Source organism: Solwaraspora sp. WMMD406 (genome assembly GCF_029626025.1).
Lineage (GTDB): Bacteria > Actinomycetota > Actinomycetes > Mycobacteriales > Micromonosporaceae > Micromonospora_E.
This window is the reverse complement of record NZ_JARUBF010000001.1, coordinates 6,748,293-6,763,780: the sequence shown is the minus strand read 5'-3', so window position 1 is coordinate 6,763,780 and position 15,488 is coordinate 6,748,293. Positions and strand designations below refer to the sequence as shown.

Genomic DNA, 15,488 nt, shown 5'->3' with positions numbered 1-15,488 from the left:
CATGTTGCACACTAACTTGGTAACGTATGTTACCTCGGTGTTCTGGTCCCGCATAATTCCGCGGCCACATGGATAGTTGCTATCGTACGAGGGTCGCCATGTTGGGTACTCAAACCGAAAGTATTTCGTCTGACCTGCGGATTGCGTGAATGCCCCTTGGTCCCATGCTGTGTATTCAACTGTTGTTCCAGAGCTGTTGATGATTTGCCAGCCAAATCGTAGGGTCACGGTCGAACCACCCGTTTTTACGTACTGGACCGTAGTACGGGTTGCTTTTCGGTCAGAATCCACGCAAAATCCGGCTTGAAGCTCACCGTTCGAGAGTTGTCCAGTTGCGCTTCCCCTCCATGATCCGCCTGTGTTGCTGCAGTCGTTGACATTGATTGCATGAGCCGGAGAGGCTGTGAGGCCAACAGCTACCAGGACTGCGGCGATCGTGTAGAAAAAGGCGCGAGTCATTAGCTTCACGATGCTGGTTCCTTTCAGGAGTGCGGTGAACTGTCTCTGTATCAACAGGTGCGCGTCTCACCTCCGCGTATTTGATTAGCAATAGCTTAACGATGTCCAGCTGTGGGCCGAGATCGTTGTATGGTCGGACGTTAAGTCGCCGACTGGCAGTGAGTAGGACGCACAGTTTATCTGTTGATTCGAACCGGGACCTTCTCTGATACAGACGGTATCTATCCCATCGCTGTATGTCAATCACGTATTGCAAGATCCTCTTTGGGACAGCTTCGTCCGCCGAGTCCGATGCATCGGTGAAGTCAATGACCGGTGGGTGGAAGTTCTGTGGTGATTATCACTTGCTCTTGTTGCCAAGTGGATATCTAGCGATGCCCCTGCGCTGCGTCCAGCGCACCTCGATCGGGGAACGGCCTACGCTCGGGGGGCCGGAGTCGGTCAGAGTCTCGGGTCAGGGGCGGGTGTCGGGGTTGAGGGTGATGAGGAAGGACGTCCAGCCAGCGGGGGAGAAGGTGAGTGCCGGGCCAGCGGGGTCCTTGCTGTCGCGTATGAGGACTGTGGCGGGGACGTTGGTGGCCACCTCGACGCACTGACCCTGTCCGTTGCTGCGGGAACTCTTGCGCCAGATCGCTTGATCCAGGCCACGGGGGGTGGTGGTCATTCGGTGCTCTCCCTTGCTCACTGCGCCGGTATCGCCTCGGCCCTCAACCGCAGGAAGGCCAGCGATTCGGCGGGTGAGAGCGCGGTCGCGCGGAGGTGGTCAAACGCCAGCCCATGTGTCTCTTCATGGTAGTCCTTGTCGAGGACCGCGACTGCTCAAATTCTCTTCTGTTACAGCAGCTAGAAGTGATGACGGCTCGCGGTTGTGGCGTTTCCGTGCTGTCCGGATCTCGCCTCTGCGGTCGAAGACCTGCACTCGGCGAGCAGGCCGCAGGACATCCGGCAGGGACGCAGCCAATCCCTCAGCAGTGAGCTGGCCGGTTGTCCAACTCGGATCCACAGGTGTCGCCAACCTACTGGGCCGAGGTCTCGTTGGGGACGAAGACTCCGAGTCCTTGGTGTCCGTACAGCTCGCCCGTCTCGATCAGAATGGTGATGGCCTGTCGGACGGTCGATTGGCTCCTGACCTGGTACAGGTCGGCCAGCTCCCGCGTTGAGGGAAGCCGGTGCCCCGGCGGCCACTCGCCAGAGGCGATGCGCTGCCGGATGTCGGCAATGATGCGTCGGTAGTGCGGCTCGAACTGACGTGTGGGCATGCGGGAACCCCCAGCTAGGCCCACACATTCGATCACAAGCTGTGAGATGACTTCAAGCGCAACGTTGACTTTACCAACAACGTCGGTAAAGTGGCTCCTGGGTCCCCCCAGCTAGGCACTGTGGGCGTCCTGCCGGGGTGGCGTCGGACGCGAAGGAGCGTTGCTTCATCGCTACCTTGCTGCCCGATGTCACTCCGGCAATCCGTAACTGTGCTGCTCCCCGGTACGGCAGCGCCTCAGAGCAGGAGGTACTTGACCACGGCAGTCGCTGCTAGATCTGGCCCACGCCGCAAAGCGGCCCTGGGGGCGTACCGCCGATCGGGGCTGTGTGCTCGCAGGGTGGGCTGTCCGGCCTCCATGCGCCGGTCGGGGTCGGGTTGCTCACTGACCTTGCGTGATCTTCGATCATGCCTGCTAGTGATCTTGAGAGGCGGTTCCAGCGTGCACAGGAATCTCGATTACGCCACCTCGGCCGCCGGGCCGTGGGCTGAGCGGGAGCGTGGTGCTTGGCTGCGAGCCGGGCGGTGGAGATCAGATCTCCGTCGCTCCCTCGGCGACGTAGGTGCCCTTACCCTGGTGGCCTTCGACCAGGCCACGGTCGCGCAGCAGCCGCAGGGCGGCCTGGGCGGTGGAGACGCTGACCTTGTACGTGTCGGAAAGCTGGGCGTAGGTCGGCAGCTTGTCGCCCGGCGACAGCTTGCCGGACCGGATCTGTTTGGTGATGTCCTCGACGACACGCAGGTAGTCGGCGGTTCGACTGGGCATTTCAAGGTACTCCTCGCTCGGCACCTCGATTTGACCATGGAACTTCGCTACCTACAAGACCGATGTTGACTCAGGTAACTTAGCTACCTAACATTGCTTCCCGGAACGCCTCGCTCGGCAGCTTGGCCTTCCACCCTCCGGGTGTGCCCAGCCCGGCAGCCGGGGCGGGGCCGCGTCGCTGGATAGGGCGACCCATTCCTTCAGTGAAGCGACCCGCCTCGGCTGTATCTGACTGCCCTGCGGGCGTACCGCCGATCGAGGCTGCGCTCGCAGGGCGGGCGGCCCGACCTCTGCTCCCGCTCGGGGTCGGGCCGCCCTTCCACCTGTCCCTCCCCGAAGTCCTTGCCCGATATGTGACCTCGAAAGGCGGTCCTACCGTGAGCAGACTCCTCGACTTCTTCGGTACGACGGTGTCGACGGCGGATCGATAGCGTGTCGGCCGGTCAGCCTCCGGCGGATCCCCGGCCCGGTGACTTGTTGATCATCGATCGGCGGGCGAGTGTGCAGTTCGCGGCCGGTAGAGGCTTCGTGTTCCGGGTGACGACTGTGGACCCGAAGCCGACGTACCACGGCTGGTTGTGGTTGACCGGCTACGTGCTGGCACCCGACGGCGAAGCCCGCGAACGGCGCGAGATCTTCGTCCAACGGGCCGGGCTGCGCTGGGTACGCACCCCCGCCCAACGCCGACCCGGCGGCACCACGACGTGAACCACGTTTCCCCACCCGTACTCCCTCTGATGTTCCTGTCTGACCCGTGACCTGGAAAGGTGGTCCTCCCGTGCGTGGCCTCTTCGACCTGTTCCGCCGGCCTGTCCGCAGCCGGCGCACCCGGCGGTTGCTCGCCGAAATCACCCAGCACAGCCGCGACACGACAGCGGCGGCCGCCGGCCGGCCGCGTCCGCAGATCCGGTCCGGCCCCAACACCGCCGCCCGGCTGTACGGCACCGCCGTACGGCCGTCGATCAGCCCCGGCCTGGTCCGCGACCGCCGGTTCGGCGACCGCACCCGGCACGGCTTCGACCCCACCGAGGTACGGGCCTTCCTGCACCTGGTCGCCGACGAACTCGCCGCCCTGCGCGCCGAACTGCACTCGACCCAGGAGGAGAACGCCCGGATCAAGCAGGCGTTGCGGGACTGGCAGTCACAGCAGTTCCAGCAGGCCCAGACCAGCCTGACCGGGGTGGGGGTCGCGGCGTGACCGGGGTCGACCGGGTGTCGGCCGGCTCCCTCTACGTCACCGGGTCGGGGTCGGAGCGGCGGCGGGCGCAACTCGTCTTCACCGTCGCCAACCTCGACACCGGGGCAGTCGCGTCGACCAGCCTCGTCCCCGGCTCGTTCACGCCGCTGCCGACCCCGAACGGCACCTGGTGGCTGCCGTACGCGCCGATCGTCACCGACCTCGCGCGCCGCGCGGGCGTGGCCGCGTCGACGTTGCGGGACCCGGATTTCCCCGACGAACCCGGCCGGCTGCCGTCGTCCGGGCTGAGCCTACCCATGCAATGGCAGCCCACCGCCCCGCAGCGGGAACGCCTGCGGTGGGAAGCGGCGGCGCTCGCCGAGCGCACCACCTCACCCTGGCTGGTCCTGATCGGCCGTGCCACCGAGCCGCCGCCACCGGCGGACCCGGCCCGGCTGCTCGGCCGGCTGTGCGCGCTCGCCGACCAGCTGCACGTCGACCTGGTCCTGGAAGCCCGACCCAGCTCCACGAAAGGCCGGCTGAGCTGGGACATCCGGTTCGAACTCGCCGGCGGCCCGGTGCCCGACTACCCGCACCGCTGGGCGGCCGACCTGCCCACAGCGCTCGCCGCCATCCCCGCCGACAAGGCCGTCACCGGCCTGACGACCGCGAACTCGCAGCTACCCGCCCACTACCTGACCGAGGACGCGCTCACCCCACACCCGGTGCCGGTCGGGCTCGACGGACATCCCGGCGGCCACGACCTCGACCAACTCGAACGCCGGATGATCGCCGACGCCGACCAGCACGGCGGCGCGCAGGCTGTCTGGCGCAACCGGCACTGGTGGCACAGCAGCCTCCGACCGGCCGACACCGCCGGCCGGTACGTACGCGGCTGGGAACCACCCCACCCGAAATACTGGGGCGAGGCGATCCCCACCCACCCCTGTGCCCGCTGTGCCGACACGCTCGACCCGCCGTACTGTGTGGACTGCCACGGCACCCGGCGGGTCCGGCGCGGCGCGGTCGTCACCGTCACCGACCTACGCGGCCGGACCGTGCACCGCAACTGGCGACCCGACGACGACCAGCCGCCGCCGACCCAGGCGCTCGCCGCACCACCCAGCCGCGCCACCGTCTGGCAACTCGCCGAGCACTACCAGATCGGTTCGCTGGCAGCGCAGTTCGGCGTCGTACCGACCGACCTCACCGACATCGACGGCGAACACGTCATCTACCAGCACCTGCGCAACGGGGTCAGCATGGTCGTCCACCCCGACACCGACCCGGTTACCGCGTACCTCGCCGACGTCGGCGCCACCCACGACGGCGGCCGACTCCTGGTCCGCGCCACCGACTGGCCCGGCCCCACCCTCGCCGACCTCGCCCGCCTCATCGCCGGACTCGGCCTCGCCCTGGACGTCACCGTCACCGACCACCACCGCAACACCGGCCGGCCCGGACTGTCCCAAGGCCACTCCTGGGCGGTACGGGTCGTCGACCCGGCCGCGCCGCTGACCGTCGATCCGATGCCGACCTGCGCCTGCCTGCCCGAAGCCGTCGCCCTCTGCTACCGCTACCTGCACGGCGCACTGCGCGCCACCATCCCCACCAACCCCGAAACCCCGATGCCCGTCCCACACCGGGCCGCGACCGCCGGTCCGGCACCCGACACCACGGCCTTCATCGCCGCCGTACGCCACCTCGCCGCGACCCAGCCCGGCCGCCCCGCTACCGTCCGCTTCCACCCCGACGGCACCCACACCACCACCACCGACCACCCGAGGAAGCCCGCACCCTGACCCCGGCTGCCAGCTACCCCGGGCGGCCCCCGGCGGTAAACGAATGTGCGTTCCGCCGTGATCCCCCTGCGGGATCATGATCCCGCAGGGGGATCAGCGCCAGACGGAGTATGGGTCCCCGGGCCGAGGCGCTGGCCCGGTCGACAGCGGCGACCGGGCCAGCGCCCGGCGAACCTCGGGGTCCGGACATCCGAGGAGCCGGGGCACGCGTCAACCTGCGGTATCAGGTAAGGATTCGTCCTCGGCACGGGCCGACGTCGGTGGCGGAAATGCCGAATCGGCGCTCGGCCCGGCGGGTCCGCAGCGCTGGTACCACCTCATCCAGCAGGTGGGTAAGAGTTTGGTAGAATTCGATGGAATTCTGGTGCTCCTCGTCGGCGCCCTTGTCGACGACTTGGCGTAGGGCGCGACGGACCTTGACCGGATCGTCCGCAGACACGTCCACTGGCGGCCATTGCTCATCGAACTGGCTTTGCCGAATGCTCCGAATAGTGACCCACGCGACCATCACGACCGGGAGCGGCATTCCGAGGAGCCAACCCAGGTACCCCGGCCATTAGGCTGCTGACCAGTAGTGCGGCCATCACCACCACGGACCACACGGCGGCGGTCAGCAGCACCGGCGGGTCGTCTGCCGGTGACGTGGCCGACAGTACGTATGAGACCACGTATGCCGATGTTAGGCGCTCTGCCAACCCCGGGTCGATGCAGAACCTGTGCAGCCGGTACGACCTGGACCTGCTACTGGGCGACCCCACGGCCCGCCCTCGGGAACGAATATGTGTTCCGCTGTGATCCCCCTGCGGGATCATGATCCCGCAGCGGGATCAGTGCCGAACGGAGTATGGGTCCCCGGGCCGAGCCGGCCGGCTGACGGCCCGGGAACCCGTCTCGGCCTCAGGTACGGGGATCGGCTGTCATCAGTAGATCGGAGGCAGGTACACGATGCCGGTCGGCCCGGCGGTGCCGACCAGGAAGGCGTGCACCTGGGCGGGAGGCCAGCCCGGATTGATCTGGAGCACCCGGGCCGCCGCGCCGGCCACGTGCGGTGCCGCCATCGACGTACCGGACAGGGTGTTCGTGGCCGGGCCGATCCAGGTGGAGAGGATGCCCACGCCCGGTGCCCGGATGTCCACACAAGGGCCCCAGTTGGAGAAGGCCGGTTGGGCGTCGTTCGCCTGGGTGGCACCGACGGTGATCGCGGCCGGCACGCTGGCCGGGGAATAGTTGCAGGCGTTGGCGGCCGAGTTCCCGGCGGCGACGACGTAGGTGACGCCGTCGTTGATCGAGTTGTTCACGGTCGCGTTGAGGCTCGAGCTGTAGGAACCGCCGAGGCTCATGTTCGCCACGGCCGGTTGACCCGGCAGGTGGTTGGCGGTCACCCAGTTGACTCCGGTGATCACGCTGGTGAGGGTGCCCGCACCCACGCAGTCGAGCACCTTCACCGCGACCAGCTTGACGTCCTTCGCCACGCCGTAGGTGGTGGCCCCGACGGTACCGGCCACGTGCGTACCGTGACCGTTGCAGTCGTCGGCGTTCGTGCCGCCGGTGACCGCGTTGATGCCGTACACCGCCTGCCCGCCGAACTCGGGGTGGGTGATCCGGATCCCGGTGTCGATGATGTACGCGGTGACGCCCGTACCCTGGCTGACCCAGCTGTAGGTGCCGCTCAGCGGAAGACTGAGCTGGTCGATACGGTCGAGTCCCCACGGCGGGTTGAACTGGGTGACCGTCGTACGGACGACGTGGTTCTCCTCGACGTAGGCGACCGCCGGGTTGGCGGCGAGCCGCCTGGCGGCCAGTTCGGACAGCCGCGCCTCGAAGCCGTTGAGCGCGTCGCCGTAGATCTGGCCGGTGCTGCCGCCGTACCGGGTGGTCAGCTTCGCGGCCAGGTCCCGGACGGTGGCCTGGCGGGTGCCGGCCCGGCCCCCGACGGCGCTGTCCTTGAGGACGACGACATAACTGTTCGGTACGGCCTGCGCCCCGACTGCCTGGCGGATCTCGCCGGTCGGCGGCGCGGCGGCGGCGGGGCTGCCCGCCAGGGCGGCGAGCATGGTCGTGGCGACGCCGGCCGCAGCCAGTCGACGCCAGTGGACGCGCGAGAGATTCATTCCCATCCTCCCCTTGGGTCCAGGTTCCGCCAGCATGCCGAGAAAGGGATCACGGGCAACGCTGGTGGACCAACCAGGAAAGCATATAAGTTGATCGATATTAGAGCGGTCGGAGAGCAGCAAAAAAAGCGTGCGGTGCGACGTATAAGGCAATCGTCGGAATCGGCGGCCCGAAGGGGTGTTCATCGCCTGCGGTGCCGCCTGCGGGTCCGTGGCCTCGGCCGGGCGGGCCGCCCAACCGGCGAGCGGGGCGCGTTCGTCAGTCGAGCGCCCTCGACCGCGATGGTCGAGGGCGAAGTGACGTCGCGGAACCTTACTGGGCGCCGTCGGTCGTGGGGCGGACGACCTCGATCTCGAAGGCGTAGCGGTCGCCCCGATATGTCGACATGGCCCGCTCCACTGGGCGGTTTCGCTGGTCGTAGGCCGTTCGTTCGACCAGCAGGGCTGGGCTGAAAGCGGGCACCTGCAGCAGGGTGGCCGCCTCCTCGTCCAGGACCGTGGCGCGGATGGACTGCTCGGCTCGGACGAGCCGGATGTGGTAATGGTCGCGGAGCAGGTCGTAGAGCGAGTTGTCGAACGGTCGGTCGAGTAGCTTGGGGACGAGGGCGGCCGAGAGGTAGGTGTGCTCGATGCACATCGGGACGCCGTCGGCGGTGCGGACCCGTTCCAGGTGTACCACCTCGTGGGCCGGGCTCAGGCCCAGCGCGAAGCCGACGCTCGCGCCCGCCGGTATCGCCTCGGCGGTGCGCAGTTGGGCACCGGGTGTCAGGCCGCGTCGCCGCATGTCATCACTGAAAGACGTAAGCTCGATACTCTTCGTGATTGCTGGTCGGGCTACGAAGGTGCCGGCTCCGCGCACCCGGTAGACCAGCCGTTCGTTCTCCAGGCGTTCGAGGGCTTGGCGCACGGTCATTCGGCTGACGCCGAACTCCTGGGCCAGGTCTCGCTCGGTGGGTAGCCGCTCATCTGGGGCGAGCTCGCGCTCGATGAGGTTCTGCAAATGGCTGCGGAGCAGCTCGTGCTTGGTCGCGGTCATCCGAGATGTCAGCTCCAGGGGAGTGGCTGGTCTAAACCAAAATGATACTAGCGCTGCGCGGTCTGCCGGTCTACGCTACCCGAACTGACAATTGGACTAGACCAGAGATGATCTTTGGAGGTGCACGTGAGACGGGATTACTTCCGGCGGGTCACCGCCGCGGCGATGGCCGGCGTCCTCGCCGCGGCGCTGGGTGCCTGTGGCGGGTCGGACGGCGGCGACGACAGGGTCGAGGTGGTCTTCTCCTACCTCTGGGCCGGTGCGGAGGCCGCCGCGCTTGAGCGGATCATCGCCGACTTCAACGACAGCCAGGACGAGATCGAGGTCCGCGGGGTCTCCAACCCGGACTTCCAGAAGCAGTTGACGTCGATGTCCGGTGCGCAGGGCAGCTTCGACATCTCCGACCACTTCGGCAACGGCGTCGGCGCCTGGGCCAGCAAGGGCATCCTGGCCCCGCTGGACGATTTCATCGAGGCGGACCGGCTCGACACCGACGACTTCGTGCCGGCGGCGATGTCCCAGATGAGGTACGAGGGTCAGACCTACTCGATGCCGATCGCCCTGCACGCGCAGATGCTGCTGTACAACAAGAAGCTCTACGCCGAGGCCGGCATCGAGGGGCCGCCGGAGACCACCGAGGAGTGGGCGGAGCAGATCGCCAAGCTCACCAAGCAGGAGGCCGACGGCACGATCACCCAGCTCGGCTACGCCAACGCCGAGATCAACACGTCGTTCACCACGCTCGGGTTCATGTTCGGCGGCGCCTGGGACGACCAGTCCGGCCGGCCCACCCCGGCCGACCCCGGCAACGTCGCCGGCCTGGAGTTCTACACCGAGAACATCCCCGGCGCCTACGGCGTGGAGCAGGTCCGGGACTTCACCTCCGGCTTCGGCGAGTACGCCTCCGCGCAGAATCCGTTCTACGTCGACAAGGTGGCCACCATCATCGACGGCGAGTGGCAGTCGGTGTTCATCGACCAATACGCCCCCAACCTGGACTGGGGCGTGGCACCGCTGCCGTACCCGGCGGCGCGGCCGGAACTCGCCGACACCACCCAGGTCACCACCAGCACCCTGTTCATCCCGCGCAACGCCAAGCACCCCGAGGAGGCGTGGGAGTTCATGAAGTACCTGCTGTCCGAGGACGCCATGGTCCAGTTCACCCTGGCGCTGGGCAACCTGCCGGCCCGCATCTCGTTGCTCGACGACCCGCGCTACGACACGCTGCCGCAGTTCTCGACCTGGCTCGACGCCCTTCGCAGCCCGAACGTACAGTCGCTGGCGAGCACGCCGTGGTCCGCCGAGTACACCAGTGACCTCGGCCAGGCCTTCGACGACATCGCCCAACAACGCACGTCGCCCGCCGAAGGGCTCGCTGACGTGGCGGACAAGGTCAGCTCCTATGCCCCGTAGGTCCACGACCTCGCGACGCCAGCTCCGGTTGGGGCTGGCGTTCGCGAGCCCCTGGCTGGTCGGCTTCGTGGTGTTGATCCTCGGACCGATCGTCGCGTCCGGGTACTACAGCTTCACCGACTTCAACCTTTTCCAGCCGCCGACCTTCGTCGGCGTCGACAACTACCGCGTGATGGTCGGCGACGAACGGTTCGCCAGGGCGTTGTTCAACACGGTCTACCTGACCGTGTTCGGCGTACCGCTCGCCTTGGCCCTGTCGCTGGCGTTCGCGCTGGCGCTCAATTCGCGGGTACGCGGCCTGCCGCTCTACCGGGCCATCGTCTACCTGCCGACGATCATTCCGCTCGTGGTCAGTGTGTACGTGTGGCGTTGGCTGCTCAACGCCCAGTACGGCTATTTCAACCGAATCCTCGGCCTGCTGCACCTGCCGCAGCCGAACTGGTTGGAGGATCCGACGTTCACCAAGCCGGCGATCATCCTGATCGGGCTGTGGATGGTCGGCGGCACGACCGTCATCTACCTGGCCGCGCTCAAGGACGTGCCGAGCGAGACCTACGAGGCGGCGATGGTCGACGGCGCCGGACCGTGGCAGCGGTTCCGGGCGGTCACCTGGCCGGCGATCAGCCCGGTGACCCTGTTCCAGCTGATCGTCGGGCTGATCACCAGCCTGCAGATGTTCACCCAGCCGTACCTGCTGGCGCAGACCCGGCTCAACGCGGCCGCCGGCGGTCCCGACGACTCGCTGCTCACCTACGGGATGTACGTGTACCAGAACGCGTTCGTGTTCCTGAAGATGGGCTACGCGTCGGCGCTGGCCTGGGTGCTGTTCCTCGTCACGCTCGCGGTCACCGCGGTCCTGATGCTTACCTCGCGGCGATGGGTACACTATGGATAGAAAAGCACGGTTCGCCGGCCGCCACGCGCTCGTCTGGGCGATCGCGCTCGGCATGCTGTTCCCGTTCGTCGTCATGATCGGCACCGCGCTGAAGCCGCCGGCCGAGGTGTTCTCGCTTCCGCCGCGACTGCTGCCCGAGCAGTGGGAGTTCGGCAACTTCGAGGCGGCCCTGTCGGCGATGCCGTTCTGGCGCTACCTCGGCAACACCCTGCTGGTCTCCGGGCTCTGCGTCGTCGGCAGCCTGGTGTCCTGTCCGCTGGTGGCGTACTCCCTGGCGAAGCTGCACTGGCCGGGACGCGGCCTGATGTTGGCGCTCGTCCTCGGCTCGATGATGCTGCCACCGCAGGTGACCCTCGTCCCGCTGTACCTGTTGTGGAACAAGATCGGCCTGGTCGGCACCTACTTCCCGTTGATCGTGCCGAGCTTCTTCGGCATCCCGTTCTTCATCTTCATGCTTCGCCAGTTCCTCGTCGGGATCCCGGACGAGCTGCTCGACGCGGCGCGGCTCGACGGCGCCTCGGAGTTCCGGGTGTACTGGCGGATCGTGCTTCCGCTGGCTCGGCCGGCGCTGGCCACCGTGGCGGTGTTCCAGTTCGTCTGGACCTGGACCGACTTCCTCAACCCGCTGATCTACCTCAGCGACAGCAGCCAGTACACGCTGTCGGTCGGGCTGTACGCGTTCTTCTCCGAGCGCGGCGTCGACTGGGGGCCGCTGATGGCGGCCAGCGTCATGTTCACCCTCCCCGCCTTGATCATTTTCCTGTTGGGGCAGCGGTACTTCGTCGAGGGCATCGCGACCAAGGGACTGAAGTGACCACGACCGCACCAACCGCGACCGCACCAACCGCGAAAGGAACGTCCATGCCGTACCAGGCGATCAGCGGCACCTTCCTCGACGAGATCAGCGTCGACATCCCGTCACAGAACTGGGGCGAGCGGGAATGGGCCCGCGAGTTCGACACCTTCGTCGACGCCGGGATCGACACCGTCGTACTCATCCGGCTCGGCCTGGGCGAGCGGCTGGCCTGCCCGAGCCGCGCGGTGAGCGACCGGCTGCCCACGCTGCCGGTCCACGTCGACCTGGTCCGGCTCTTCCTCGACCTCGCCGCCGAACGGAACATCGACTTCTTCCTCGGTCTCTACGACTCGCACTACCACTGGTACCGCTACGACTGGCAGACCGAGATCGACGTCAACCTCGCCGTGATCGACGAGATGTGGCAGCGGTACGGCGATTCGCCGGCGTTGCGCGGCTGGTACCTGCCGCACGAGACCACCGACAGCAGTCTGCGGATCGTCGACATCAACACCACTCTGGCGGCCCGGCTGCGCGAGGTCAGCGACCTGCCCGTCCTGGTCTCGCCGTTCTTCCACGGCCGCGCCGACATGGCCACCAGCACCGATCCCCGCCAGCGGCCCCGCTCGCCCGAGGAGCACGTACGGATCTGGGAAGAGATCTTCCAGCGGTACGCCGGACTCGTCGACTACTGCGCGTTCCAGGACGGCACCGTGGAACTGGCCCGGTCGGCCGAGTACTTCGCCGCGACGGCCGAGGCGGCGAGCCGGCACGGCATCGTCTCCTGGGCCAACATCGAGACCTTCGACCGGGACATGCCGATCCGGTTCCCCCCGACGGACTGGCGCAAGCTCGCGCACAAGCTCGACGCGGTCCAACCGTACGTGGAGAAAATCATCACCTTCGAGTTCTCCCACTTCCTCAGCCCCAACTCGGTGTGGCCGGCGGCACGCAACCTCTACGACCGATACGGCGAGTTCCTCACCTCGCGGGGTGCCCGATGAGCCCGCCGTCGGACCCGGTGACCCCGCTGCGGGACCCGGTGGCGGCGATCGCCGCCGGCCTGGTGGTCTCCTGCCAGGCACCCGAGGGACATCCGCTGCGGGTGCCGTCGGTCATCGCCCGGCTCGCCGTGTGCGCCGCCCTCGGTGGTGCCGCCGCCGTGCGGGTCAACCACCCCGACGACGTACGGGCCGTGAAGTCCGTCGTGGATCTGCCGGTGATCGCGCTGCACAAGGAGCGCGCCGCCGACCGCGACCTCATCACCCCGCGCTGGGAACTGGTCGAGGCACTGGCAGCCGCCGGTGCCGACGTGGTCGCTGTCGAGGCCACCGGGCGGGCCGAGCTGCCGGTCGACGCGCTGGTCGCTCGCGTCCACGGCCAGCTCGATCTGCCCGTGATGGCCGACGTGGCGACTGTCGACCAGGGCCTCGCCGCCTGGGCGGCCGGCGCGGACCTCGTGGCCACGACGCTGTCCGGGTACACCCCGGACAGCCCACGACAGTCGGCACCGGACCTCGACCTTGTCGCGGCGCTTACCGCCGCCGGGGTCCGCACCGTGGCCGAAGGGCGGTTCCGTACTCCCGACCAGGTGCGCGCCGCGTTCGCCGTGGGCGCGTACGCGACGGTCGTCGGAACCGCGATCACCGACCCGGTCGCGTTGACCCGGAGCCTCGCCGCGGTCGCTCCGCGCGCTGCCGGCGCGGCGAACCCGGTCGGCGCGGCCGGTACCGCCAGCCCGGCGAGGCAGTGCTGATGGACGCGGACACGACCGGTCCGGACGACGGGGTCACGATCGGCGTCGACATCGGCGGCACGAAGATCGCCGCGGCGCTCGTCGGTGTCGACGGTGCCGTCGGACCGCTGCGTCGGGTGCCGACACCAGCGGCCGACGGCGCGGCCGCAGTCCTCGCCGCCGCGGTCGACCTGGCCAGTCAGGCCAGGCGGGACGCGGCGGGAACCCCCGTCGCCTGCGGGGTAGGCACCGCCGGCACCGTCGACCCGGCGGGCCGGATCACTCATGCCACCGACACGTTGCCCGGCTGGCGGGGCACCGACGTGCGGGCGGCGTTCACCGCCGCCCTCGGCCTGCGGGTCGTCGTGTCCAACGACGTACACGCGATGGCCGCTGGCGAGGCACGGCGTGGTGCCGCCGCCGACGCACGGGACGCGCTCGTCGTCGCTGTCGGCACCGGGATCGGCGGGGCGATCGTGGTCGGGGGCGAGGTGGTCGCGGGCCGGCACGGGTACGCCGGCAGCGTCGGCCACCTGCCAGCGGCCCGGCACCTCGGCCGGCGCTGCGGTTGCGGCGCGATCGACCACGTCGAGGCGTACGCCGCCGGCCCGGCGATCGCCGCCGAGTACGCGGCCAGGACCGGTCGCGATACGGCACCTCCGCTGGAGGAGGTCGCGGCGGCGGCGGCCGCCGGCGATCCGGTCGCGGTCGAGGTGATCGACCTGGCGGCCCGGGTGCTGGGTGCTGGTCTGGCCACTGCCGCGAACCTGCTCGATCCCGAGGTCGTCGTGCTCGGCGGTGGCGTGGTCGGACTGGGTGACCGGTTCGTCGCGGGCGTGGGCGCCGCGCTGCACACGGCGGCGTTGCCCGGGATCGACCAGCTGCCGTTGCGTACCGCGCGGCTCGGCAACGCCGCCGTGCTCGTCGGTGCCGCGCTGCTGGCGGGCGTCGCTGACGACAGCGGGTAACCCGGATCCTCCGGAGACGTGGTGGCGGCGGCCCGTCGACCCCGCCCGTCGCGCGGAGCCCGGTGTGGAATGACTGCCGGAACGACCGGGTCGTGTCGACGCTGGCGTGACCGCCAGCCGCTGGGGTCGGCTTGGGACCGGGCTCGGGCGGTTCGTCAAACGGCCGTACGCGACCACTGCTGGTCGGCACCGGAGAGGTTGCGGACGGTCAGGTCGAGGTGCCCACGGGGCCGGCACCTGGTCGCTGCTGGCCGACTGACCCGAACCATCCAGGATCGCGACGCCGGAGGCGGTCGGCCGGCCGGGTCGACGGGCGGCATAATTGCGCGGGTGACCGATCAGGACCTTCTCGCCCGCGTCCGCGAACTGCGCGACCGGGGCAGCTCACCCAAGCAGATCGCCAAAGCCCTCGGCATGGCGCCGTCGGCCGTGGCGCCACTGGTTCGCCAGATCGCGGCCGCCCAGCAGGCGCAGGCCGACCCGGCCGACCGGGCCCTGCTCGGCTGCTGGATCAGCCCCGGCTGGAGCGTCGGCCTCGGCCTGGCCGAAGCACCCGAGGAATGGGCGGCCGCCGACCCGCAGGCCGGGGTCGAAGCCGGCCCCAGCGGCCTGGTGCACGTGCTCGTCGCCCGCCAGGAACGCGCCAGCCGCGCCACCGTCTGCGGCTTTCTGGTCGACGTCTACTGCCTCGGTGTCAAGAACGCCGTCGGCCCGGTGCCGATGAGCGCCGGCGCCATCGACGACTTCCGCCGCCAGTTCTTCAGCGCACTGGACGCCCCACCGCTGGTCGCACCGCTGGAACTCGCCCAGCACCTGGTGCACGGGGCGGCGGCGTACGCCCGGGGTCTGGGTTTCGAACCGCACCCGGACTTCGCCCCGACGGCCCCCTACCTCGGCGGGCCGGCCACCCCCACCCCGATCCGGTTCGGCCGCGACGGCCAGCCGCTCTACATCTCCGGGCCGTACGACGACCCGCGCGCGATCGTGCAGACTCTGGAGTCCACAGTCGGCGCGGGTAACTACCACTTCGTCACGCACGTGTGACGGCCCAGCCCGGCACGGGGGCGCGGGC

General features: G+C 68.7%; 16 protein-coding genes. 10 read left to right on the top strand and 6 right to left on the bottom strand.

The annotated features are described in order from the left end of the window. Nucleotides 1-913: 913 nt before the first annotated feature. The 3 genes from O7632_RS30330 to O7632_RS30320 all read right to left on the bottom strand — a co-directional run bounded on the left by O7632_RS30330 (nucleotide 914) and on the right by O7632_RS30320 (nucleotide 2,483). Nucleotides 914-1,123, bottom strand: a complete 210-nt coding sequence (locus O7632_RS30330; RefSeq protein WP_278119292.1) for a DUF397 domain-containing protein — start codon at nucleotides 1,121-1,123, stop codon at nucleotides 914-916. Nucleotides 1,124-1,475: 352 nt separating this feature from the next. Continuing rightward, entirely contained in the window at nucleotides 1,476-1,718 is a 243-nt protein-coding gene (locus O7632_RS30325; RefSeq protein ID WP_278119290.1) for a winged helix-turn-helix domain-containing protein, read from the bottom strand. A 531-nt stretch (nucleotides 1,719-2,249) separates the two neighbouring features. Continuing rightward, nucleotides 2,250-2,483, bottom strand: coding sequence for a winged helix-turn-helix domain-containing protein (locus O7632_RS30320; protein ID WP_278119288.1), 234 nt, complete (start codon nucleotides 2,481-2,483; stop codon nucleotides 2,250-2,252). A gap of 432 nt (nucleotides 2,484-2,915) precedes the next feature. On the opposite strand from O7632_RS30320, the gene O7632_RS30315 reads away from it, so the two are divergent. The 3 genes from O7632_RS30315 (at nucleotide 2,916) to O7632_RS30305 (ending at nucleotide 5,462) form a co-directional block, all read left to right on the top strand. Then, a complete protein-coding gene (locus tag O7632_RS30315) occupies nucleotides 2,916-3,191 on the top strand; it encodes a hypothetical protein (protein ID WP_278119286.1) in 276 nt (91 codons plus the stop codon). Between the two features lie 70 nt (nucleotides 3,192-3,261). Beyond that, on the top strand, nucleotides 3,262-3,681 hold the full coding sequence (locus O7632_RS30310; protein WP_278119285.1) for a DivIVA domain-containing protein: 420 nt from the start codon (nucleotides 3,262-3,264) through the stop codon (nucleotides 3,679-3,681). Next, nucleotides 3,678-5,462 carry a hypothetical protein gene (locus O7632_RS30305; RefSeq protein WP_278119283.1) on the top strand — a complete coding sequence of 595 codons (1,785 nt, stop codon included), beginning with the start codon at nucleotides 3,678-3,680 and terminating at the stop codon, nucleotides 5,460-5,462. Before O7632_RS30310 ends, O7632_RS30305 begins: the two co-directional genes overlap by 4 nt. Nucleotides 5,463-5,685: 223 nt before the next feature. Here the strand turns inward: O7632_RS30305 and O7632_RS30300 are convergent, their stop codons facing one another. From O7632_RS30300 to O7632_RS30290, 3 genes are all read right to left on the bottom strand, one after another. Further along, nucleotides 5,686-5,988 (bottom strand): hypothetical protein, encoded by a 303-nt coding sequence (locus tag O7632_RS30300; protein ID WP_278119281.1) that lies wholly within the window; start codon nucleotides 5,986-5,988, stop codon nucleotides 5,686-5,688. A 394-nt stretch (nucleotides 5,989-6,382) separates the two neighbouring features. Next, on the bottom strand, nucleotides 6,383-7,573 hold the full coding sequence (locus tag O7632_RS30295; RefSeq protein ID WP_278119280.1) for a S8 family peptidase: 1,191 nt from the start codon (nucleotides 7,571-7,573) through the stop codon (nucleotides 6,383-6,385). A 313-nt stretch (nucleotides 7,574-7,886) separates the two neighbouring features. Further along, nucleotides 7,887-8,609: a GntR family transcriptional regulator gene (locus O7632_RS30290; protein WP_278119278.1), complete on the bottom strand. Its 723-nt coding sequence runs from the start codon at nucleotides 8,607-8,609 to the stop codon at nucleotides 7,887-7,889. Nucleotides 8,610-8,735: 126 nt separating this feature from the next. Here O7632_RS30290 and O7632_RS30285 point away from each other — a divergent pair, with 126 nt between their 5' ends. The 7 genes from O7632_RS30285 (at nucleotide 8,736) to O7632_RS30255 (ending at nucleotide 15,460) form a co-directional block, all read left to right on the top strand. Continuing rightward, entirely contained in the window at nucleotides 8,736-10,022 is a 1,287-nt protein-coding gene (locus O7632_RS30285) for an ABC transporter substrate-binding protein (protein ID WP_278119276.1), read from the top strand. After that, entirely contained in the window at nucleotides 10,012-10,917 is a 906-nt protein-coding gene (locus O7632_RS30280) for a sugar ABC transporter permease (RefSeq protein ID WP_278119275.1), read from the top strand. The genes O7632_RS30285 and O7632_RS30280 overlap by 11 nt, the downstream gene beginning before the upstream one ends. Then, on the top strand, nucleotides 10,910-11,731 hold the full coding sequence (locus O7632_RS30275) for a carbohydrate ABC transporter permease (RefSeq protein ID WP_278119273.1): 822 nt from the start codon (nucleotides 10,910-10,912) through the stop codon (nucleotides 11,729-11,731). The genes O7632_RS30280 and O7632_RS30275 overlap by 8 nt, the downstream gene beginning before the upstream one ends. A gap of 47 nt (nucleotides 11,732-11,778) precedes the next feature. Beyond that, nucleotides 11,779-12,717 carry a DUF4434 domain-containing protein gene (locus tag O7632_RS30270; protein WP_278119271.1) on the top strand — a complete coding sequence of 313 codons (939 nt, stop codon included), beginning with the start codon at nucleotides 11,779-11,781 and terminating at the stop codon, nucleotides 12,715-12,717. After that, nucleotides 12,714-13,469, top strand: a complete 756-nt coding sequence (locus tag O7632_RS30265; RefSeq protein ID WP_278119269.1) for a putative N-acetylmannosamine-6-phosphate 2-epimerase — start codon at nucleotides 12,714-12,716, stop codon at nucleotides 13,467-13,469. Before O7632_RS30270 ends, O7632_RS30265 begins: the two co-directional genes overlap by 4 nt. Then, the gene (locus O7632_RS30260) at nucleotides 13,469-14,416 is read left to right on the top strand and encodes an ROK family protein (protein ID WP_278119267.1); all 948 of its coding nucleotides are present in this window, start codon (nucleotides 13,469-13,471) and stop codon (nucleotides 14,414-14,416) included. Before O7632_RS30265 ends, O7632_RS30260 begins: the two co-directional genes overlap by 1 nt. Nucleotides 14,417-14,746: 330 nt before the next feature. Continuing rightward, a complete protein-coding gene (locus tag O7632_RS30255; RefSeq protein ID WP_278119265.1) occupies nucleotides 14,747-15,460 on the top strand; it encodes a hypothetical protein in 714 nt (237 codons plus the stop codon). Nucleotides 15,461-15,488 lie beyond the last annotated feature (28 nt).